This is a genomic window from Demequina oxidasica (assembly GCF_000975115.1).
Taxonomy (GTDB): Bacteria; Actinomycetota; Actinomycetes; order Actinomycetales; family Demequinaceae; genus Demequina; species Demequina oxidasica.
Genome location: NZ_BBRE01000001.1, coordinates 379,013 through 401,367 on the forward strand (window position 1 = coordinate 379,013; position 22,355 = coordinate 401,367).

Genomic DNA, 22,355 nt, shown 5'->3' on the forward strand with positions numbered 1-22,355 from the left:
GATGACCGACACCCCGGACCTCACCGACGGCCGCACCATGCGCGAGCGCATGGAGGCTGGCGACCTGTATCGCGGCGCCGACGAAGAACTGAGCGCCGCGATGCGAGGCGCGCGCGAGCGAGCCGCCCGCTATGGCGAGCTTTATGACACAGATCGCCATGAGGCTACGGTCCTGCTGCACGAGCTACTAGGCCACGTGGGCGACGATGTGGACCTTCGGCCCCCGCTGCACGTGGATTACGGAAGCAATATCAGCATCGGCTCGGGGACGTTCGCGAACTTTGGCCTGATGGCGCTCGACGTAGCGGCTATCACTATCGGCCGCGATGTGCAGATGGGGCCCAACGTTCAGCTGTTGACACCCACGCACCCCGTCGACGCTGAGTTGCGACGCGACAAGTGGGAGTCCGCGGAGCCCATCGCGATCGGCGACAACGTGTGGCTGGGCGGCGGAGTAATCGTGTGCCCAGGCGTCACTATCGGGGAGAACACCGTGGTCGGAGCCGGCTCGGTCGTCGCCAAGGACCTCCCCGCGAACGTGCTCGCGGTAGGGAGTCCGGCCCGCGTGGTAAGGAATTTGTAGCTCGCGGGGTTACAGTGTGAACAGGTCCATAATCGGGGCCTGACCTCGAGCGAAGGAGACGCATATGGCTGACATCAAGAACATCGACCTGATCGACATCAAGGCAGAGAAGCCTGCCGCCGAGGACAACACCGGCGGATGCTGCGGCGGTTCATGCGGCTGCAGCTAGTCGACACGCACTTCTAGAAGGGCGGCGGGACGGGGCGAAAGCCCGGTCCCGCCGTTTTTTTATGACCAGATTGGTCGGGTCCGCCGCCTAATCCCGCTGCTGTTCCGCCAGCCGCGCATACAGCCCGCCCAACGCGATGAGTTCGCCGTGAGTACCGGTCTCGACGATTCTTCCTGCGTCCACGACGTGAATCACGTCGGCATCGGCCACGGTGGACAGCCGGTGCGCAACGGTGAGCGTGGTGCGCCCCTCGGCCGCACGGTCCAGGGCTGCCTGCACCACCCGCTCGGAGACTGTGTCGAGCGCAGAGGTCGCCTCGTCCAGCAGCAGCACGGGTGGATCCTTGAGTAGCACGCGCGCGATGGCGATGCGCTGCTTCTCGCCACCAGAGAGCCGGTAGCCGCGCTCCCCCACCAGCGTGTCGTAACCGTGTTCAAAGCTGGAGATTGCGTCGTGGATGTTCGCCTTGCGACAGGCCTCCTCGAGCTCCTCATAAGTAGCGTCTGGCTTCGCGTACCTGAGGTTCTCCGCGATGGTCGCGTGGAACAGGTACGTTTCCTGACTCACCACGCCCACGCGCTCTACGACGGATTCGTGGGTGAGTTCGCGCACGTCCTGACCAGCAAAAATCACCCCTCCGCCCGATGCTTCGTGCAGGCGGGCGGCCAGGTAAACGATGGTGGTCTTGCCGGCCCCACTGGGCCCAACAAAGGCGTGGGTGCTGCCGGGCTCCACGGTGAACGACACTCCGTCTAGCGTGGCCCGCGAGTCTTCCGGAGCGTCCGGGTAGCGGAAGGTGACATTGCGAAATTCGACACGTCCCTCTGGCCCTGGGGCCTCAGAGACATCGCGGGCATCCGGAGCATCCTCGATGGCGGGGACCAGGTCCAGGTACTCGAAGATGCGTGCGAAGAGCGCCTTGGAAGTCTGCACCTCGAGGGCGACGCGCATGAGCGCCATGAGGGGGAACAGCAGGCGCGACTGGATGGCCGTGAAGGCGACCACGGTTCCGGCTGTGATGGCCGGCGCGGTACCCGCGTCCGTGGACCGCGCAATCAGGATTCCCGCGAACAGGTAGATCACCGCTGGCACGGAGGACATGATGACGGTGACGAGGCCAAAGAACCACTGTCCGCTCATGGCCTGGCGCACCTGTAGCCGAATCTGGTTGCGGTTCTCTGCGGAGTAGCGCTCTGTCTCCGCGCGCTGCCGGTTGTAGACCTTACTCAGCAGGATGCCGGAGACACTGAGCGTCTCCTGGGTGATGGCCGTCATCTCGGACAACGACTCTTGCGTCTGCGCCGCTATGCGCGCGCGGATCTGGCCCACACGGCGCTGCACCACCACGAGCGCGGGCATGAGCACCACGGCGATCAGCGTGAGGCGCCAGTCCAGCAGGATCATGGCGATCAGCGAAGCGATGACCGTGACAACGTTGCCCACGATCGAGCTGACGAAGGTGGTCAACACTCCCGCGACGCCACCCACGTCGTTCTGCAGGCGGGACTGAATCACTCCGGTCTTAGTGCGCGTGAAGAACGCGAGGTCCATGGACTGCAGGCGCGTGAAGAGTTGCACCCGTAGGTCCCCGGTCACACGGTTGCCTACCGTGGAGGTGAGCAGCGTCTGCCAGACGCTCAGGCCTGCGACCGCGATGTAGATCAGCACCATGATGAGCACCAGCTCGCCCAGCAGCGGCAGGTTCACGCCCGATCCATCGGTAGGGAAGAGCGCGTTGTCGAAGATGCGCTCCACGATCAGTGGCGGAATCACCGCCGCGCCGGCGGTGAACATGACTAACACCGCCGTCATCACCAGCGAGCGCTTGTACGGCGAGAAGAGCCTGCCCACGCGGTGCCACAAGTGCGGGATCACCGGGGCCTCGGCGTTCAGGCGTCGCTGGGTCGCCTCATCCATACGGCGCCCACCGTGACCACCACCTCCGCCAGGCGGAGTGCCGATCGCCGCGCGGCGCGAACCCGCAGGGGCGGGTGTACTCATTCGGCCGCCCCTTCCAAGCCCCGGTCGCGCCTTCGGCCGCCACGGCTTCCGGGCCCTCCAGGGACGCCACGTTCGCGTCCGCGCCTTCCTGGGCCACCCCGGCCGCCGCGTCCCCCTCGGCGGCCTGGACCGCCCGGGCCCTCGCCTTCAGGGTGAAGCTCGACCAGGTTGCTACGAATGACGCCGATGACGCGCCAGAGCGCCTCAATGTCGGCTGGTTCGGCGCCTTCGGTGAGGCGTGCGATCTCCGCGTTGTTGCGCTCTCGCTGCTCGGCACGCAGGTTCTCACCCCGCTCGCTCAGCGCCACGATGATGCGCCTGCCGTCATCGGGGTCGTCAGTGCGCTCGATTAGCCCGTCATCCTCCATCTGCTCAAGGCGCCGGGTCAACGTGGATCCGGCCACGCCGACCGCACGAGCGAGATCCGCCTGCGTGGTGGGGCCGTGATGGGACAGGTGACGCATGACACCCCAAGCGCTGGTGCGACCGGGGATCTCGTGCATCGAGTGATCGAGATGACGGCGCATGGCATGCGCGGTGCTGCCCAAGGCATGAACAATATTGTCGCGGCCCGCGCCCTTTGGTTCTAAGTCTTGTTGGTGGCGATCTTTCATGATGTTTCTCCTTGCTCTAGATCAGCCGGCCAACGGACGCTGCGCTCAAAGGCGAGGTCTCTTTAATTCGTTAGCCAACTAACATGTTGGCACCGAGGCGCAGACATGTCAACCCCATCTGGACGCGGCCCTAAAGGCCCAAGGTGAGCATGTCGGGCGCCGAGGGCTCCCCCGCCGCCTCGGCGAACAGTGTCATACCAAGCCGCACCGCCTCACGGTCCGCCGGATCAAGGCCCTGGAGCACCGCAGCAATAGCGCGCCGACGCGTGCGCGTCACCTCCGCGACCATGCCGTGCCCCTTGTTCGACACCGCGACAATGACTTCTCGACGGCTCTCCGGACTCACCTCGCGCGTGATCCATTCTCCGGATTCGAGTCGATCCACGGTGCGACTCAACGTGGACGCGTGCACCCCGAGGGCCGTGGCTAGGTCGCCCATGCGCTGCGGCCCACTCGAGTCCAGCACCACTAGCAGCCGGAACTGCACCAGCGACAGCTCCTCGAGCGCACCGGACATCGACTGCGCCACGATTCCAAGCAGTGCACGCGAGGACGTCACTGTGGCAGTAATGGCGGCCGATGCCGCGTCGCGCGAGGAGGTCATCCGGCCATCCTACGGGCGTTCGACTGCTAACCTACAACAGTTGCATAAATACAAATGTCTGGAGAATCAGTGTTCGCCTCCATCGGAATGCACCTTCGTGACGTGCTCGCATGGCGCCCGACCCCGAACGCCCAGCGCTCCGAGCACGCAACCATCATCGGACTGTCGCTCGTGGTCGGCGTCGGCGCTGGCTTTGGCGCCATTGCCTTCCGTTGGCTGATCGAGAGGGCCACGCTCATCTTTTCCGGATCGGAGGACTACTCCGCCACCATCGGCCACCCGCCCAATCACTGGGTCCCGTGGCTCGGCGCGTTCTTCGTGGTTCTTGCCCCAGCAGTCGGCGGCCTCATCTACGGCCCTCTCGTGCACGCGTTCGCGCGGGAGGCCCGCGGTCACGGCGTCCCTGAGGTCATGTACGCGATCCACAAGCGCGGCGGACGCATCCCCGCCAAGGTTGCGGTCGTCAAGGGACTGGCCTCCGCCATCACCATCGGATCCGGCGGCTCCGTGGGGCGCGAGGGCCCCATCGTTCAGATCGGCTCGGCGATGGGCTCATCGCTCGCCCGCCTGGCCCGGCTGCCCGAGTCGCGCGTGCGCTTGCTGGTGGCGTGCGGTGCCGCCGGCGGCATCGCGGCGACCTTCAACGCTCCCATCGCGGGCGTCTTCTTCGCCCTCGAGTTGCTGCTGGGGTCCTTCGCCGTCAGTTCATTCGGAGCAGTGGTGTTGTCCTCCGTGGTTGCCTCGGTCATCGGGCGTGCGTTCTTGGGTGACGATCCGTTCCTGGTGCTCCCCGAGTTCACCGTCAACAGCCACACGGAGTACCTGCTGTACGTCGTGCTCGGATTGCTCGCGGCAGGCGTCGCCTTGCTGTTCGTCAAGGTGCTCTACGGCATCGAGGATCTCTCCGACAGGATCTGGAAGGGCCCCGAGTGGCTGCGCCCCGGCGTGGGCGGCCTGCTGCTCGGCCTCGTCCTGCTGGTGCTCCCGCAGATGTACGGAGTGGGCTACCCCGTGCTGGAAAACGCCGTGGACGGCAAGTACGTCATCGGCTTCCTTCTGATCCTGCTGGTAGCCAAGATTTTCGCCACCTCCTTGACCATCGGCATCGGCGGCTCGGGCGGCGTCTTTGCGCCATCCTTGTTCCTAGGCGCGATGCTGGGCGCGGCGTTTGGCCAGACCATGAACTATCTGTTCCCGGGCCTAGGCATCAACCCGGGGGCCTACGCGCTGGTCGCGATGGCGGCGGTCTTCTCCGGCGCCGCCCGCGCACCGATCACCGCGGTGATCATCCTGTTCGAGCTCACGGGTGAGTACTCGATCATCCTGCCGCTGATGCTCGCGGTGGTGGTCGCGACCGGCGCCTCGGCCGCCCTCAGCAAGGACACCATTTACACCAAGAAGCTACTACGCCGCGGAATCGACATTAACGCGCGCAAGCAAACCTCAGTGCTGAGCACAACCACGGTGCGTAAGGCGATGGACGCTCCCCCGCGCTCGCTCAGCACCGAGATGAGCCTGGACGAGGCATCCAAGGTGCTACTCAGCACACGCCGCCGATGCTTGCCGGTCGTCAGCGCCGAGGGTGAGTTCGTGGGGGTCGTCCGAGCAGGAGCGGCCGTCTCCGCGCTCGCAGAGGACGACGACGCCCCTACAGTCACCGTCGCTCAACTGATCGAGTGGCGCACCTATCTGGCGCCGGACGCCACGCTCGACCTATGCCTGGACGCGATGCTCGAGGAGGAAGCCGGGGACGGCCTGCCCGTGCTCGACGAGGACGGCAATGTGGTGGGCTGGTTACAGCAAGACGCGGTACTACGTGCCGTGACCGCCCCGGCGACGTGATCCGGAGGGAAACCGTCACGGCCTGGGATGTGCCGCATCGGCCGCCGTAGCATTACGCTCACCTGTAGATACCCAATGGGAAAGGCGACTCATGAGCGACTTTGAAGTGACCAACATTGGCGCGCTGAACGAGTGGCGCTCGCACTTTGGCGGGTTCACCGACCAGACTCAGCGCGAGGGCCGCCGCGTCGTCGACCACGCCCTCGACATGCAGTACATCGGCGTCACTGCCAACGCCCTCACCCCCGGCGAGCAGGCGGGCTACTGGCACGCCCACTCCGAGATTGAGGAGCTCTACGTCTTCCTTGACGGAGAGGGCGAGATGGCACTGGACGATGAGATCGTCCCGGTGACTGCCGGCAGTGCGGTCCGTGTTGGTCAGGGCGTGCGCCGTACGTGGCGCTGCACTCCGGAGAGCCCCACCACCCTCAAATGGATGTGCATCCGCGCCGGCGGCGGCGAACTCGACAAGATTCCCACAGACGCCAAGCGCGACACCGAGTCGCCCATGCCTTGGTAGTACGCGCGACCGGATCTCAGGGCCCCAAGCGGCCAAAGGTGCGCGGCGTCGACCTCGGTCATCTCACTGAGGCAGACGCCTACGACATCGACGAGGACACCACGCTCGAAGGGCTGCGATGGGCCGATGCTTCTTTCGGGGATCGCGCCTTGCGCGGCGTCGCGTTCGTGGGCTGCGAATTCGTCAACGTCGCAATGAGCGACGCGGACCTGACGGCAGCCCGGTTTGGCGAGTCGCGCCTGACCCGGCTCAACATTCCGGTCCTGAAGGCACCTGACGCTTCCTGGGTTGGCTCGGAGATCGCCGCCTCGCGAATCGGCGCGTGGGAGGGGTACGGCGCCACTCTGCGCGCCACCGAGATCACGGAGTGCAAAGTCACCTACGCGAACCTGCGCGGGGCGACGCTCACCGACGTGCTGTTCACGGGCTGCACGTTCGACGAACTTGACCTGATGGACGTCAAGGGAGCGCGAGTCGCGTTCGCCGACTGCACCATTGGCGTGCTGACCGCACACCGCATGCAGGTCACGGACCTGGACCTGCGCGGCGCGAGCGTTGGCGCCGTCTCCGGCATGGACGGGCTCAAGGGCGCAACCATGAGCGATACCCAGGTGACTCTGCTGGCGCCGCAATTCGCGGACCACCTGGGGATAGTCGTCGAGTAGCGCGGGGAACCGCTCGCGCGCGCATCTTGCCGAGCCAGCGTGTTGCCGTCACACTAGTCCTACAGTAATTACCCATTCACGCGAGGAACTCACCATGCAAACCTTCGTCATCATCGTCCTCGTACTTGCGGGCCTGCTCTGCATCACCGCGCAAATCGCCATCACCTATCTGAACTCGCGCCCCACACCGGCGGCACCCGAGGCGCCAGCTGCGCCGCCCGTCGCTGCCGCAAAGCCGGCACGAGCATCTGCCGCCAAAACCGCCGGTGCCAAAACGACCACCGCCAAGACCACGGCTGCGAAGGCTGCCGCGGCAAAGGCAGAGGCTGAAGCCGCCGAGGCAGCGCAGGCAGAGGCCGAGGCGGAAGCCGCGGCACAGGCCGCCGTCGAGGAGTCCACCAAGGATCGTCTGCTCCGTCACGCGACCATCGCACTCGGCTCCAAGCAGGCCTCCGACGCCAAGCTCGGAATGCTCGGCCTGGGCCTCATGCTGATCGCCGTGGCGCTCGTGGTCAACATCTCGATCTCATTCACGATCGCGACTTAAGGCAGGCATGGCTGCTGCCGCCGACACGAGTGCTCAGGCGCTGAGCGCCGCTCCGTCGCTCGCGTACTACGAGCCGCGCATCCCGGAGAATACGGGCGCCGCGATTCGCCTCTCCGCGGTGACCGGCGCGCATCTGCACCTGATCGAGCCACTGGGATTCGACCTCTCGGAGCCCAAGCTCAAGCGCGCGGGGCTGGACTATCACGACCTCGCGACGGTGACGGTGCACCCCTCGTTCGATGCCTTCCTGGAGGCCCTGCCCGACGCGCGCGTCTTCGCGTACACGGCCAAGGCCGACACCGTGTACTCGGACATCGAGTACCGCCCGGACGACATTCTGCTGTTCGGCCCCGAGCCCACCGGCTTGCCGGAGGAGGCGCTCGCACACCCCCGGGTCACGGATCGAGTTCGCATCCCGATGCTGCCCGGTCGCCGGTCACTCAACCTCACCAACGCGGCGTCCTTGGTGGTCTACGAGGCCTGGCGGCAGTCGGGATTCGCCGCGGGGAGTCCCGCATGAGCTCACGCATGGAAGAACTCGGCTACGCGGATACCCCCATCGGCGAGGTGACCCTCCGCCGGCGCTACGACCTCGTCACCCAGCAGGACGTTTTTGAGGTCAAACTCAACGACGAATGGCTCATGTCCAGCCAGTTCACCGCCGCCGAGATCGAACTCTCACATCTAGGCGTCGCGAGACTGGTGGCCAACACTTCGCAGTCGGACGATGCCGCGGCGGGGCGCCGCTTCGACGTCGCCGTGGGCGGTTTGGGGCTTGGCTACACGGCCGCAGCCGCACTGGAGCACCAGGAGGTGGGCAGCCTAGTCGTCGTCGAGCTCGTTCAGCCGTTAATCGATTGGCACAACGACAACCTGGTGCCCGCGAGCGCCGCGCTGACCGGCGATGACCGGTGCAGGTTCCAGCAGGGCGACTTCTTTGCCATGTCCTACGGCGAGGGCTACGACGCCTCGGAGCCTGGCAGGCTGTTCGACGCGGTGCTGCTGGACATCGACCACTCTCCCACACACCTGCTGGCGGACGGCAGTGAGGGCTTCTACGGACTCAACGGCATGACCGCCGTGGCAAACCAGTTGCGACCGGGCGGCGTGTACGCGATGTGGTCCAACGACCCACCCGAGGACGAGTACCTGTCCATACTCGAGGCGGTCTTCACGAATGTCACGGCTGAGGTCATCACCTTCCCCAATCCGTTGCAGGGCAGGGACGCGACGGCGACCATCTACGTCGCCAGCAAACGGGACTAGCGTGTGTGCGGAAATACACAAACATGGACGCTCTTGACCTGTTAGATTCAACCCATGGACCAGCCCTTACCTAGCGATCCGATGTGGGCGACGTTCCGGCGTGACCACCCTGACGTCACACTGGTACTACTCCCGCAAGATGCCTCCCAGGCGCCCGACGAGAGCGGTCCAGCCTCAGCACCGGCGACCACAACAGTCGACGACGCTCAGGGTGCGTTCGACACCCTTCAGCGACGCATCGCGCTGATCGCCGAGATGTTGCACCTGAACGAGACGCCGCACGGCGCTTGGCGCGGGATCGGTGACGACGCCGTCGAACCGCAGTCGTCAGTGCGCACACCCGCCTCCGACGACACCCCCACGGACCGCGAGATGCTTTCCTTCCGCCTTCAGCAGCTGGGGTGGAAGCCCGAGGCGCGCGATGAATCCGAGGTCGTGTGGGTGGACGCGACAGCTGAACGGATGTTCGTGCGTATCACGATCTTCGACGGCATGGTCTCGGTTCGCGCTAGCGGTGAGGAGATGCGTGTGGGAGCCGAATCCGCCGCCGCGCTGACGGGACGCGACGATGCCTGAACAGTTCGTCGATATCCCCGTCCTCTCCAACGCGGCCCTTCTGTGGCTCGACCAGTCACAGGCTGTGACATCCGCGTCCAGCGCCGTCGCCAACGCAGACTCGTCAGGATTCGACCCTGCTGTTGTCGCGGCCGTGACGGCATTCCTTTCCACGTGGTCCGATGCGACTAAGGGGATCGCCGAGCGCGCGGAGGACACCTCGGATGCACTCAACGCCGCGTGGACGGCGTACATCGACAATGACTACGCGGCTCAGGAAGAGTTCAACCGGCTGTTCGGCTACGTGTCATGACCCATGTCTCGGTCCCTGAACTCGTCGACTCGGTGCCTCCGCTCCACGGCAACTCGGCTGCAGTCAACGAGTGCGCTGCCGAACTCCTGCGAGCATCGTCGGCATTGGATGACCTCGATACCGCGTGCGCGGCCAATAACATTCTTGATGGCTGGGTGGGCGCAGGTGCGACGGCCTACGGCGACCGAGTAAAGGCAAGCGCCAAGGACGCCGATGCCGCCTCGCTCGCGATCCGCCGCGCGGCCAAGGCCATGTGGGACTACGGCGACTCGATGGAACGCCTCGAATCCACGCGCGAGACCCTGGTGGACTGGCACACTTCGCTCAACTCAAGCATTCGGTCGCTGGCGGCGGAGGTAAGGATCGCCACCGACGACGACGCCTCCGCCCTACAGGGTTGGGCGCAGGATCTTCGCCTGTCACGGCGCAACTACGTCTCCTCTGTCAATGAGTTTGAGGCCTCGATCGACGCGAATAACTCGACACTTCGCGCGGCGCTGGCAGCAGTCGACACAGTTGCTGAGGCGCGCAAGATAGCGGCCAAGGGTGACGGCGCAGATGCCGCGATGAAGCTCCCCGGCGCGCCAGGTGGGGGCTCAAGCCCGCAGCAGGTCAACGACTGGTGGAACTCGCTCACTGAGGACCAGCAATTCGCCGTGATTGCCGCGTACCCGGAGGTGATTGGCGCTGCGGATGGTCTTAGCGCGGAGGTTCGCGATCAGGCCAACAGGCTCATGCTCGAGAATGACGTCGCGCAACTCGACCTCGCCGAAGGCCGCGGGAAACTCACCCCCGAGCAGAGGGTTCATGGGGACAACATTCGCGCGGCACAACGGGCGTTGGACGAGTCAGAGGGCCGCAGTGGCGACGACGCCACCACCATTGATCCCATCACGGGTGAACCCATTCCCGTCTCGCTGATGCTCTATCAGCCAGCGGCCTTTGGAAACGATGGCGCCGTCGCTATCGCGATCGGCGACCCCGATACGGCAGACAACGTTTCCGTGAGCGTTCCGGGAATCATGACAGACGGCTCGAGCATTCCTGACTACGCGGCGGATGCGCGAAACCTGTACGAGTCCGCACGACTTTCCGACCCGTATAGCACCAGCGCCACCATCGCCTGGATCGGCTACAACAACCCGAGTGACCTTGATCTGGGCCACACGGTGACGGAGTCGGCCGCCATCGACGGCGGCGAGCGGCTGTCGAAGTACGTGAGTGGGATCCAATCGGTTCGCAGTTCAAATCCGCCCCTGATGACCGTGATCGGGCACTCATATGGGTCGACGACTTCAGCTCACGCCGCATCCGACGCGGGCCTCGACGTCGACAACCTGGTACTCATTGGCAGCCCAGGTGCCGGTGGGGGTGTTGACCAGGCGTCTGACCTCCACGTGCCGCAGGTGTGGGCCGGCAATTCCAGCCGCGACGTCGTGGCTGCCCTTGCCGACAATGGCTGGGTGGGAGGTCACACCCTGGGAGGCGCGGGCCTCGGCAACGATGTCGCTGAGGACGACTTTGGCGCAACGCGGTTTCAGGCCGAAGACGAATCCAGGGCATCCTGGTACCGAAATATAGATGACCACGTCAAGTACTACGACCGTGGCACCGAAGCCATTTTCAACATGGGGCAGATCATGGTGGGCGACTACGACGAGGTGACCCAGGCGGAGTATGTGCATGATCCTTGGTGGGGCCCGCCGCAGGACCCCGAAGCATCCCGCACGCCCACCCCCACTTTGTCAACAGACGATGAGATTCGGATACGACGCGAATGAAACGAGCAACCACCTACTGGCTGGCGACCGGCGCCGCATGCATCGCGTTATTGTCAGCGTGCACCGCGGGCGCCACTGGAGACGCAACCGACGTCGAGGCGGCAACCGATCCGCTTCTTGACGCGGGGGAGTTGGCTCTGCCCCAGATTGCCGATGACCTCAACGCGACGATTGTGCAAGCAGACCGAGGAATCGAACAACGGGGCGGAATGGAAGGCACCAACGTCACCGTCACGGCGAAAGTGGGCGCGAGATTGATGGGCCCGCCGCCAACGCAAGAAGACATGGAGGCGGCCTTCGTCAACGCCGGGTACGAGGAGGTCACCTCCTCAACATCCGACGGAACTGGAGCCACGGTGGCGAACATCACCGTAAACGGCGTCAGCGCGGACGGAAGCTCGGAAGCCAGTTTGCAGTTCATCGACGATGAACAGATGAGGTACGACTACTTTTTCACGCTCACCAGCACCGAGCAGTTCGTCCTCACACCCGGCGACTTTGACACCTATCAGACGTCCGAGCACCGACAGTTTGACCAAGCGCTTGTCACGCCACTCGACGAATAATGGAAACAGCCGCAGGCATTACGGAACGGGATTGAGCGCGTCGTAGTCGCGGAAGGTCTGGCCCGAGCGCGCACGGTGGACGCGCGTCAGGATCGCGATGAGCGCGACGATGGCGATCCCTCCCAGCAGCGGCGGGAACCACAGCGCAACCGCCGTCGCGAGGACGCCAGCGTACATATCCCCGATCCGTGGGCCACCCGTGACGACGACAATGAATACCCCTTGTAGCCGCCCCCGCATCTGGTCGGGCACGGCCTGAATCAGCATCGTCTGCCGGAAGATTGCGCTGACCTCGTCCGAGGCCCCCATGCCGGCAAGCGTCAGGCCTAGTGCGATGAGCGCCGCCCAGTGGATACCACTCCAACCAGGGGCTGCCGTGAAGTCACTCACTCCCACTGCGGCGACGATGACTCCGAAGGCCAGGCCAAAGAGCCCGAACATCGTGATGGAACGTGCGATGGCGATGCCGTGACGGTGAACTCGTGCGACCGGCCCCGAGAACAGGCTGGTGAGGATGGTGCCGATCGCTCCCGCGGCAGTCAGCGCGCCGACGGTAAGCGCCCCTCCGCCAATCACAGTCGCGCCCAACGCGGGGAACAGCACGTACGGACGGCCGAAGGTCATGGCGACAATGTCGACGATGAAGCTCATGCGAATATTGGGGGCGCGTTTGAGGAACGAGAACCCCTCGCGCATCACCGCCCAGCCAGCTCGGACGGGTTCACCAATGCGCGGCAGGGCTGGCAGCATCCACACGCCCAGAAATCCTGCCGCGAACAGCACCGCGTCGACGGCGAACGTCCACGGCAGACCAACCGTCGCGGCAAGGATGCCCGCCAAGGCGGGGCCGATCGTGAGGGTGAGACCGAACGCGATCCCGTTGAGTGCCGCGGCACGGGAGATCATGTCGTGGGGCAGGATGCGGCCGATCAGCGCCGAACGGGTCGCACTGGAGATGGTCGCCGCCACCGCGTTCACCGTCGTGATGACGAGGAACGGCCAGGCCTCCACCCGCTCACCGTTTGAGATCAGCACGGCATCCCACGTGGATAGGGCCACGAGGCCAAGTGTGGAAAGCCAGCCCACCAGAGACGACACGATCAGAATCTTGCGACGGTCGAACACGTCGGCGAGCATGCCACCCCACAGCCCCGCTGCAATCATGGGTAGCAGCGCCGCTCCCCCGACCAGTCCCACCATGAATGTCGACTCGGTGATGTCGTAGATCTGCAGGCCGACCGCAACAATCGACATCTGAGCGCCGATCCCGGCAATCGCCCCTCCAAACCAGAGCCGGGCAAACGCGGGGCTTGCCCTCAAAGGCGCCAGATCAACCAAACGCCGCTGGCGGGGCTCGCGAACGGGCTCACGGGCGGCATCGGACGTCGTTTCTGGCACCCCAGAATCATAGGCGGCGCCACCACTCCTTCCGGAGCCCCGGTTGGCGGCAGAATGTGGAAAATCCCACACCGGCAAAAAGAAACGTTTCGGGCCCCAACATTCCCGTGGCAGGTGTGACCATGTCGACATGAACTTGTGTGCACTAGACAATAATCGCGTGCGCTGCGTTTGACTTTGTTGTGTGACGCGCGCAGTCTGGGACCGTTCACAACGAAGCGAAGTTCGAGCGTTTGGGGAAACGCATGACCACAGTATTCGCCGATGTACGACCGTCACGTACAGCGGAAGCCCGGCCCACCAGTGGCCGCCGCCGTCGCCGAGTGAGCCGCGATCGACTCGAAGCCGCCGTCATCATTGCCGCCTTCGCAGGGGCGCTGGCGTTCATGGGAAGCCAGACCGATGCCGAGGCGCCCGGCTGGTCGTGGAGCACAGTTCAGGCCGCGTCCACCCATCACGCCCTCGCTCCTGGCACCTGGGTTCCCCTGGGACAACCCGCAGATGTGAGCGACGGCGCGGTCTACCAGTTCTGCGTCACTACCCAAGGTGCGGGCACGATGCTGATGCTTCCGAGCGAGCTCATGGCCAGCGTGGCGCTCACCGCAGGAGCGCCGGTGACCACCTGCGCGGATACTCATCACCTTCCTGGCGTCAGCTCGATCCAACCGAGCGTCACGGTCGCCGAGGGCGCTGTGACCGTGGTCGCGAGCGCGTGGCAACGTCTGGACGCACGCGACGACTAGTACCGACCACTTCAGTCGGGGATGCGCACGATGGTGGATAGTGCCTCCGCCATGAACCATGACTTCGAGGTTTCCGTGAGCGCCAGGACTACTTCCAAGGCGCAGGCCCCCGCGACCAGCTTCAAGCGCATGCGAACGCGAATGAAACATCGATGTTGACGGCGTTGCACGTTTGCGGGGGTAGTTGACCATCGCCGCATCGATCGTCACGCCCCTCGCAGTGGGCACGGCCTGCTCGCGCCACGCATGCACCATCTCCGGCGTGGCCTCGCTCTGTCCGCCTGCACTGCCGGAAGGAGCCAGAATAACCACCGCCACTGTGGCGCTCAGCACTGGGTCCACTAAACCCGTTGTCGCTCCCCTGCAGAAGTCGGGCCCGACAATAGTCGGGTATCACCTGGCATGGGCCCGCCTACACCCACACCGTTTCACCTCTATTGCGCCTGACGCGAACAACCGCGTGCCAACGTCAGGCGGGGGTGCCAAGATAGGCACATGCCAGGAACTAACCTCACGCGCGTAGAGGCGGAAGCCCGCGCCGCCGTCATCACCACCGACAGCTATCAAGTTGAGCTGGACCTCACCACCTCCGAGGACACCTTCCGCTCGACATCGACCGTGCGCTTTTCCGCCACCCCCGGCGAGGCCACCTTTATTGACCTGATCGCACCACAGGTCCACAGCATCGTCCTCAATGGGGCGGAGTTGCCGCTGACCGCCTTTGCGGACAGCCGCATTGCGCTTAGCGACTTACAGGCCGACAACGAACTGACCGTGGTCGCCGACTGCGCCTACATGAACACGGGCGAGGGACTTCACAAGTTCACCGACCCCGAGGACGGCGAGGTCTACCTGTACTCGCAGTTCGAGGTCGCTGACACCCGCCGCGTCTACGCCGTCTTCGAGCAGCCCGACCTCAAGGCCTCGTTCCAGTTCACGGTCACCGCAGCCGCACACTGGCACGTCATCTCGAACAACCCCGGCACCAAGACGGCGGCCGATGGTTCGGTCACCATCGCAGGCACGTCCCACGACGTCGCGCGCTGGGAATTCACTCCCACGACGCGCATCCCCTGCTACGTGACTGCCGTAGTTGCGGGTCCGTACCACCGCGTTGAAGGCACCGTGGAGTCACGCAAGGGCACACTCAGTGCCGACGTGTACTGCCGCAAAGCGCTCGCGCAGTACCTAGATTCTGACGTGATCCTGGGCGACACCCAGCTGGGCTTCGACTTCTACGAGAAGACCTTCCAGATGGACTATCCCTTCGAAAAGTACGACCAGCTGTTCGTGCCCGAGTTCAACGCGGGAGCCATGGAGAACGCCGGCTGCGTCACGTTCCTCGAGGACTACGTCTTCCGCTCCAAGACCGCTCAGGCGCGCGTCGAGCGCCGCACCGTCACGATCCTGCACGAACTCGCGCACATGTGGTTTGGCGACTTGGTCACCATGAAGTGGTGGAACGACCTGTGGCTCAACGAGTCCTTCGCGGAGTTCGTCTCCACGCTGTGCGCGGCGGAGACCAAGTACTCGAACTCCTGGGTGACTTTCAACTCGCTGGAGAAGTCCTGGGCCTACCGCCAGGACCAGTTGCCGTCTACGCACCCGATCATGGCAAACATCCGCGACCTCGAGGACGTCGAGGTCAACTTCGACGGCATCACCTACGCCAAGGGTGCATCGGTGCTCCGCCAAATGGTCGCGTGGGTGGGGCAGGACAAGTTCTTCGAGGGCGTTGCGGAGTACTTCCGTAAGCACCACCACTCCAACACCACGCTCAGCGACCTGCTCGTGGAGCTCGAGAAGGCCTCGGGACGCGACCTGGACGCGTGGAGCGACGTGTGGCTTCAGAAGGCCGGCGTGACCACGCTGCGCCCCGTCATCGAGGTGGACACCCACGACGACATCGCGGCTTTCTCCATTAAGCAGGAGGTCCCCGCCGAGTGGCCCACGCAGCGTCCGCACCGCATCGGCATTGGCGGGTACGACGTCAAGGTGGAGTCCAACGGCGAGACGGTGCTCGAGCGCACCATGTTTGTAGAGATCGACATCGATGGAGCATCTACCGACGTCACCGAGCTGATCGGAGTTCACCGCCCAGCGTTGGTCCTCGTCAATGACGGAGACCTCGCCTACGCCAAGGTGCGCCTCGACGAGGACTCGCTCGCAACGGCCGTGGAGCACCTCAGCGGTTTTGAAGATCCTCTGCCGCGCTCCATGGTCCTCGCCGCGGCGTGGGACATGACGCGTGACGGCGAGATGCCCGCGCGCCAGTTCATCGAGTTGGTACTCAAAAACATCGGCGCGGAGGACCAATCCACCGTGGTCATGATGCTCCTGCGCCAACTCCAGTCCACCCTCGGCCTATTCGTGTCGCCCGATGCTTCGGAAGCCGCAACTCACGACGCAGCCGACACGCTGTGGAGCCTTGCCATCAATGCAGAAGCCGGCAGCGACAACCAGTTGCAGTTCGTCAAGGCATTCGCGGCACTTGCCTCCACCGAGGGCCAGCTCGACACCATCCAGGGACTGCTAGACCAGAAGGTCAGGCTGGACGACCTTGACATCGACGCCGACCTTGCTTGGGATCTACTGACCGCGCTGGTAGCCGGGGAGCGCTGCTCCGAGATCGCCATCGAGGTGCAACTGACCAAGGACGCCACCGCATCGGGTGAACGCCGTGCCGCTCACGCCCGTGCCGCCATCGCGACCGTCGAAGGCAAGCGTGCCGCGTGGGACCTGCTCATCAACGCCGAGAAGGACCTCCCAAACGCACTGCAGTCTGCTGCGACGCTGGGCTTCAACCACGTCAACGACACGGCTCTGCTCGAGCCGTACGTGGACGAGTACTTCGCGTCTGTGCGCCGCATCTACAACGAGAAGACCAACGAGATGGCGGCCAACCTGATCGAGGGCCTCTACCCCATCCAGCTCGCCGGGCGCGTCGACAACCTGCAGGCTAAGGCCGACTCGTGGCTATCCGACAACGACGATGCGCACGATGCCCTCAAGCGCCTGATCATCGAGGGCCGCGACGGCGTGCGGCGTGCGCTCGAGGCACAGGCCAAGGACGCGTAGAGCTCCACACAGCACCAACCTCCTAGCGGTCCGCGAATGTGCATTTCGCGGGCCGCTAGTTGCGTTTGCGGTCCCCCGATGTTCGCGCCCCCTGGTGCGGCCGTGCATGCCAGACTGGACGCATGGCCACCACCCTTACCAAAGACGAGGCTCAGACCAGGGCCCACACCGTTTCCGGCGTCACTTATGCGCTGGACTTCGATTTCACCGGAGCGGGCGGCAGCCCCACCTTCCGCTCGCGCACCACACTGCGCTTCGATGCTGCCGAAGGCGCCGAAACGTTCGTGGAGCTGGTCTCACCACACGTCCACAGCATCGTCCTCAATGGCAACTCTCTCGACATTCTGTCGGTCCACCGCGACGGCCGCATCTCGCTGACCGACCTCCACGAGCACAACGTGCTCGAGGTCGACGCCGAGTGCCGCTACAGCACCTCGGGCCAGGGAATCCATCGATTCGTGGATCCCGAGGACGGCCAGGTCTACCTGTATTCGCAGTTCGCCATTGACGACGCACGTCGCGCCTTTGCCGCCTTCGACCAGCCCGACATCAAGGGCACGTTCACCACTTCGGTCCTGGCACCCGACCACTGGCAGGTGCTGTCCAACTCGGTGGCGCCAACGCCGGTAGGCGCCCAGGGGTCTGCGGAGATTGCCGGCCAGCACCACTCTACGCAACGGTGGGAGTTTGCCACCTCCGTGCCGATCCCCTGCTACGTCGCTGGAGTCCACGCGGGCCCGTACGTCTTCGAGGAAACCACCCTGCAGTCCAAGAAGGGCCCCATCCCCGCACGCCTGTACGGGCGTCCGCAGTTGCGCGAGCACTTCGCCGCGGAGGATGTCTTCGCGGACACGCAGCGCGGATTTGCACTGTACGAGGACATCTTCGAGACCGAGTATCCGTACGACAGCTATGACCAGATCTACGTTCCCGAGTACAACTGGGGCGCCATGGAGAACGTGGGCTGCGTGACAATATCCGAGGACAAGTACCTCTTCCGCACCCGCGTCTCTGACGCAGACCACGAGGCAAGAAGCAACGTGGTGCTGCACGAACTCGCTCACATGTGGTTCGGCAACCTCGTCACGATGCGCTGGTGGGACGACCTGTGGCTCAACGAGTCCTTCGCCGAGTTTGTCTCGACTTACGCCTGCGTCGAGACCACCGAGTGGATCGATGCCTGGGTGGGCTTTGGCTCCTCGCGCAAGTCAGTTGCGTACGTGCAGGATCAGCGCCCCACCACGCACCCAGTGCTCGGCAATGTGGCGACGGTCGAGGCCGTCGCGGGAACATTCGACATGATCACCTATGCGAAGGGTGCCTCCGCGCTCAAACAACTCGCGCTCACCCTTGGTTATCCCACCTTCTTCGCCGGCGTCGCTGCCTACATCCGTGCGAATGCGTTCGGCAACGCCACCCTGGGCGACTTATTTACGGAGCTCGAGGCGGCATCGGGCCGTGACCTCGGTCCTTGGGCCATCGCGTGGCTCGAGACGCCTGGAGTCACGACACTGTCCGCGGAGATCGTGACGAGCGACACCTTGGACGAAGCTGGCACCGAGATCATCACGCGCCTGGCCGTGCGCGAGGAGGCCCCGGCCGAGTACCCGTCGCAGCGGCCACACCAGCTCGAGGTGGGCGGCTATTCCTGGCGCGGCATCGAATTCATGCCGGTGTTCCGCATTCAGGTCGAGACCAGCGGCGCCGTGACCGACGTGCCCGAGGTGGTGGGCCAGCCCCGACCCGACCTGGTGGTGGTCAACGACCGCGACCTCACCTACGCCAAGATGCACCTGGACGAGGCATCGCTCGCAACCGTAGGCGACCAGGTGGGCGACATCGACGACCCCATGCTCCAGTCAGTGGTTCTCGATTCGCTTTGGCACATGTGCCGCGACGGCGCACTGCCGGCCGCAAGGTACATCGACGCGGTCGTGACAGCACTTCCTGTCATAGAACACTCGCAGGTACGGGCCTCACACTGCGCAAACTTAATTGTGGCACTGCGGCTGTACGCTCCGCCGGCGACGACCGTCACGCTGGCACAGTCCACCGCAGCTCGGGTCTGGACCGTCTTGCAGGACGCCGAAGGTGGCTCGGACCTGCAGCTCCAGGCACTCGAGCTCTTTGCTGCTATCGCGGCTTCCGCCACGCAGGCCGACTCCCTTCAGTCACTACTCAACGGCACCACTGAACTCGCCGGATTGCCCATCGACTCGGACCTCGCGTGGTCGCTCGTCTCTGGGCTGGCTCGGGCTGGCCGCGAAGGCGACGACGAGATCGATGCTCGCCTGGCCGTGGACAACTCCGCCGCCGATGCGCGACGAGGTGCCGGCGCGCGAGCCAGCATTGGGACTTTGGACGCGAAGCGGCGCGCGTGGGCGCGGCTGTCATCCCCGGTGGGTGCCCCGTTGCCCAATTCACAGGCTTATGAGGTGGCCCTGGGCCTTTCACGAGTCAACGACCCCGCAATGCTCGCGCCACTGACCACTGAGATCCTAGGGTCGCTACGCTCCACCTACGAGTCGCTCGATTCCTTCATGGCCATGCGTGTAGCAACGTACGCGTTCCCCCACTGGGCTGCTGGCCGAGTGCCTGAATTCGTACAGATGTTGGATGCCTGGCTCGCGGAGAACTCAGATGCCGCATCTGTGTTGATCAAGATCGTGGCCGAGGGTCGGTACGAGGCCATCCGCGCGGAGATCGCCCAGCAGACCTAACCGACTCTCGCCCTAGTAACCCAGACCGCCTCCTGTGGGTCCGATTTGGCACTCATCCCCGCTTAAGGCGCTTGGGCACCCTCTACAGGTGCCGTGTCATCACGGACCAACAGGATGCACGGGTCTGCGAAAACGTGCGAAATCGGACCGACACGGAGTCCGGGCTACTGGGGAAAGCGGCTGGGTTGAGCGGCGATCCGGGCGGGGCCTACCGCCTAGCGTTGGCGATTGCCTTCAACAACCTTTGGGCCCTAGGCAAGTCAAAGAGGTTGTCGAGCAACACCGGCACGCCGTTCGCGTCGCACAGCGGAATCTGCCAGTTGGGGTACTCGCGGTGAGTCCCGGGCTGATTCTGGGTGCGACGCTCCCCTACTAGGTCAGTAAGCGCCACACCGGTGAGCAGCGCGGGGGTTCTGAGCGCCAAGATGTTCAACCCAGCGACCAGGTCCTCGTCGTTGTAGTCCTCGATGACCCAGTCGCGTTCACGAAGTAGCGCGATCATGCGGTCGCGTTCTTCGCGGGCCTCGGCACGCGCCACTTCAGGATCGCCCTCGAGCAACCCCAATTCCTCGCGGAGTTCCACGTGTTCACCGTTCAAGTAGGCAACCGTGGGAGGCAGGTCATGGGTAGTCACCGAGGCGAGCACGTCGTGCCGATAGTTCTCTGGTGCACGTGGGGCGCCGTCAGGTTCCTGCTCGAACCACACGATCGCGGTACCGAGAATCCCTCGGTCGGCCAGCACCTCACGCACGTACGGCTCTACAGTGCCCAAGTCTTCACCAATCACCATCACGCCAGCACGGTGAGCCTCGAGCGCCAATATCCCCACGAGCGCGTCGTGATCAAACCGTACATAGACGCCGTCTGCTGCACCATGCCCCGCGGGCACCCACCATTGGCGGAACAGGCCAAGTACGTGGTCGATGCGAAGGGCTCCGACATTGCGCATCGCGGCGCGGAGCAGATCACGAAACGGGATGTACGCGGCGGCCTCAAGCGCACGCGGCTGCCACGGTGGCTGCGACCAGTTCTGGCCCAGCTGGTTGTACATGTCCGGGGGCGCGCCCACACCGATTCCCTGCGCGAGTACACGCTGAAGGGCCCAGGCGTCTGCTCCCTCTGGATGAACCCCCACGGCGAGGTCGGCCATCAGGCCAATGCTCATTCCGGATGCCAGCGCAGCGTCGTGAGCGCGCGCGAGTTGCTCGTCCGCCACCCACTGCAGCCACGCGTAGTAGAGCACACGAGACACATTCTCGTCACGCCAGGCGGAGACTGCCGGGGATGCCGGGTTAGCCAACTCGGCCGGCCAGGGTAGGCCCTTGTGCTGCTCGGCGATGGCACACCACGTGGCGAAGTCCTCCAGGGCGCGGCCCTCACGCAGGCAGAACGCCTCGAACTGAGCCTCGCGGCCGGCTGACCTTGGTTCCGCGTACACCTGCTCCAGGGCGGCAGACTTGGCGCGCCACACCCCGTCGCGGTCGAGCGGTTCGTCGGTGTTGTTCACCCTGCGAGGACGCTCGGCCTCCCACTCGATCAGCGCGCGACGCTGTGACGGCAGGTAGGCGACCTCGGCGATGTCCTCAACGCGGATGTACAGCGGTGAGATGAACCGTCGCGAGGTTGGCAAGTACGGCGACGGCTCGATCGGCGTCACCGGCTCGCCGGCGTGCAGCGGGTTAACCAACATGAAGTCGGCGCCTCCTCGCATCTTGCCAAGAGCACACAAGTCAGCGAGGTCCGCGAAGTCGCCGAGTCCCCACGACTGCTCGGAACGCACCGAATAGAGCTGCGTGAACAGCCCCCACGGGCGCTCCTTGCGGACGGAGACGGGCGGCTCGAGGCGACGAGGCGTGACCACCACATATCCCCGCCCGCGCCTGCCTGTCGTCGAGGCTTCTACCCGGTGCCAGCCCAGCGGCAAATCCGCGGGAACCTCGAAGGTTGCACGGCCCACCGCGTTCGCGCCGATCATATGCGGCTCGACCACGCGGTCGAGTTGCTCGAGTTCGCGCAACTCGCCGTTCTCTAGGTGCAACGTCGCTGCAGCTGGGTCACCGTGACTTACGTGAATGGGAATCTCGCAAGAGTCGCCCTCTCGCAGCACGCTCACCGGTGGCACCAGCCGACGCCACGGCAAGTCCGCGAGGTCGGCTAGGGACGCTTCGCAGGCCTCGTCACTTGAGGCGTCGATTCCCATTGCGGCGAGCGCGTCCCGAATTGCGGACGCCGTGCACTGCTTGTTCACGCCATTCCAGCTGAAGTACTCGACCGAAACACCGCACTCACGAGCGAGCCGCGCAAGCGCAGCAGATGGCGTCTCGGCAGCGGTTTCGGTGGTGGTCACGAGACAATCCTGCCAGGTCTGAGGCCTAAAGCAATAGCCCCGA

At 64.7% G+C, this 22,355-nt stretch carries 19 protein-coding genes; 14 read left to right on the top strand and 5 right to left on the bottom strand.

All coding sequences use genetic code 11. The features are described 5' to 3' along the window. The first annotated feature begins 1 nt into the window (after position 1). Positions 2-583, top strand: coding sequence for a sugar O-acetyltransferase (locus tag AOP77_RS01695; protein WP_062208508.1), 582 nt, complete (start codon positions 2-4; stop codon positions 581-583). Positions 584-839: 256 nt separating this feature from the next. Here the strand turns inward: AOP77_RS01695 and AOP77_RS01700 are convergent, their stop codons facing one another. The 3 genes from AOP77_RS01700 to AOP77_RS01710 all read right to left on the bottom strand — a co-directional run bounded on the left by AOP77_RS01700 (position 840) and on the right by AOP77_RS01710 (position 3,971). After that, entirely contained in the window at positions 840-2,753 is a 1,914-nt protein-coding gene (locus AOP77_RS01700; protein ID WP_062208511.1) for an ABC transporter ATP-binding protein, read from the bottom strand. Then, on the bottom strand, positions 2,750-3,367 hold the full coding sequence (locus tag AOP77_RS01705; protein WP_062208513.1) for a MarR family winged helix-turn-helix transcriptional regulator: 618 nt from the start codon (positions 3,365-3,367) through the stop codon (positions 2,750-2,752). The genes AOP77_RS01700 and AOP77_RS01705 overlap by 4 nt, the downstream gene beginning before the upstream one ends. A 130-nt stretch (positions 3,368-3,497) precedes the next feature. Then, positions 3,498-3,971 (bottom strand): MarR family winged helix-turn-helix transcriptional regulator, encoded by a 474-nt coding sequence (locus AOP77_RS01710; RefSeq protein ID WP_062208518.1) that lies wholly within the window; start codon positions 3,969-3,971, stop codon positions 3,498-3,500. A gap of 54 nt (positions 3,972-4,025) precedes the next feature. On the opposite strand from AOP77_RS01710, the gene AOP77_RS01715 reads away from it, so the two are divergent. The 10 genes from AOP77_RS01715 (at position 4,026) to AOP77_RS01760 (ending at position 12,026) form a co-directional block, all read left to right on the top strand. Further along, positions 4,026-5,813, top strand: coding sequence for a chloride channel protein (locus AOP77_RS01715; RefSeq protein ID WP_201774076.1), 1,788 nt, complete (start codon positions 4,026-4,028; stop codon positions 5,811-5,813). Between the two features lie 91 nt (positions 5,814-5,904). Next, positions 5,905-6,333, top strand: a complete 429-nt coding sequence (locus AOP77_RS01720; RefSeq protein ID WP_062208520.1) for a cupin domain-containing protein — start codon at positions 5,905-5,907, stop codon at positions 6,331-6,333. A 38-nt stretch (positions 6,334-6,371) separates the two neighbouring features. Next, positions 6,372-6,998 carry a pentapeptide repeat-containing protein gene (locus AOP77_RS01725; RefSeq protein WP_062208522.1) on the top strand — a complete coding sequence of 209 codons (627 nt, stop codon included), beginning with the start codon at positions 6,372-6,374 and terminating at the stop codon, positions 6,996-6,998. Between the two features lie 94 nt (positions 6,999-7,092). Then, positions 7,093-7,545, top strand: coding sequence for a hypothetical protein (locus tag AOP77_RS01730; protein ID WP_062208524.1), 453 nt, complete (start codon positions 7,093-7,095; stop codon positions 7,543-7,545). 7 nt (positions 7,546-7,552) lie between these two features. Further along, positions 7,553-8,065: a tRNA (cytidine(34)-2'-O)-methyltransferase gene (locus AOP77_RS01735; protein ID WP_062208526.1), complete on the top strand. Its 513-nt coding sequence runs from the start codon at positions 7,553-7,555 to the stop codon at positions 8,063-8,065. Further along, on the top strand, positions 8,062-8,811 hold the full coding sequence (locus AOP77_RS01740; RefSeq protein ID WP_062208528.1) for a polyamine aminopropyltransferase: 750 nt from the start codon (positions 8,062-8,064) through the stop codon (positions 8,809-8,811). The genes AOP77_RS01735 and AOP77_RS01740 overlap by 4 nt, the downstream gene beginning before the upstream one ends. Positions 8,812-8,865: 54 nt before the next feature. Next, positions 8,866-9,387 carry a hypothetical protein gene (locus AOP77_RS01745; RefSeq protein WP_152649729.1) on the top strand — a complete coding sequence of 174 codons (522 nt, stop codon included), beginning with the start codon at positions 8,866-8,868 and terminating at the stop codon, positions 9,385-9,387. Beyond that, positions 9,380-9,679: a hypothetical protein gene (locus tag AOP77_RS01750; protein ID WP_062208532.1), complete on the top strand. Its 300-nt coding sequence runs from the start codon at positions 9,380-9,382 to the stop codon at positions 9,677-9,679. Before AOP77_RS01745 ends, AOP77_RS01750 begins: the two co-directional genes overlap by 8 nt. After that, entirely contained in the window at positions 9,676-11,460 is a 1,785-nt protein-coding gene (locus AOP77_RS01755) for an alpha/beta hydrolase (RefSeq protein ID WP_062208535.1), read from the top strand. The genes AOP77_RS01750 and AOP77_RS01755 overlap by 4 nt, the downstream gene beginning before the upstream one ends. Further along, positions 11,457-12,026: a hypothetical protein gene (locus tag AOP77_RS01760; RefSeq protein ID WP_062208538.1), complete on the top strand. Its 570-nt coding sequence runs from the start codon at positions 11,457-11,459 to the stop codon at positions 12,024-12,026. The genes AOP77_RS01755 and AOP77_RS01760 overlap by 4 nt, the downstream gene beginning before the upstream one ends. Positions 12,027-12,044: 18 nt before the next feature. Here AOP77_RS01760 and AOP77_RS01765 read toward each other — a convergent pair whose 3' ends face one another. Next, positions 12,045-13,424 carry an MFS transporter gene (locus AOP77_RS01765; RefSeq protein WP_236685729.1) on the bottom strand — a complete coding sequence of 460 codons (1,380 nt, stop codon included), beginning with the start codon at positions 13,422-13,424 and terminating at the stop codon, positions 12,045-12,047. 245 nt (positions 13,425-13,669) lie between these two features. Between AOP77_RS01765 and AOP77_RS01770 the strand changes: the two genes are divergently transcribed. The 3 genes from AOP77_RS01770 (at position 13,670) to pepN (AOP77_RS01780) (ending at position 19,965) form a co-directional block, all read left to right on the top strand. After that, positions 13,670-14,167: a hypothetical protein gene (locus AOP77_RS01770; RefSeq protein WP_152649730.1), complete on the top strand. Its 498-nt coding sequence runs from the start codon at positions 13,670-13,672 to the stop codon at positions 14,165-14,167. A gap of 495 nt (positions 14,168-14,662) precedes the next feature. Then, on the top strand, positions 14,663-17,245 hold the full coding sequence (gene pepN, locus AOP77_RS01775) for an aminopeptidase N (protein ID WP_062208550.1): 2,583 nt from the start codon (positions 14,663-14,665) through the stop codon (positions 17,243-17,245). A gap of 122 nt (positions 17,246-17,367) precedes the next feature. Continuing rightward, the gene (gene pepN, locus AOP77_RS01780) at positions 17,368-19,965 is read left to right on the top strand and encodes an aminopeptidase N (protein WP_062208555.1); all 2,598 of its coding nucleotides are present in this window, start codon (positions 17,368-17,370) and stop codon (positions 19,963-19,965) included. A 208-nt stretch (positions 19,966-20,173) separates the two neighbouring features. Here pepN (AOP77_RS01780) and malQ read toward each other — a convergent pair whose 3' ends face one another. Next, positions 20,174-22,312 carry a 4-alpha-glucanotransferase gene (gene malQ / locus AOP77_RS01785; protein WP_062208558.1) on the bottom strand — a complete coding sequence of 713 codons (2,139 nt, stop codon included), beginning with the start codon at positions 22,310-22,312 and terminating at the stop codon, positions 20,174-20,176. Between the last annotated feature and the right edge of the window lie 43 nt (positions 22,313-22,355).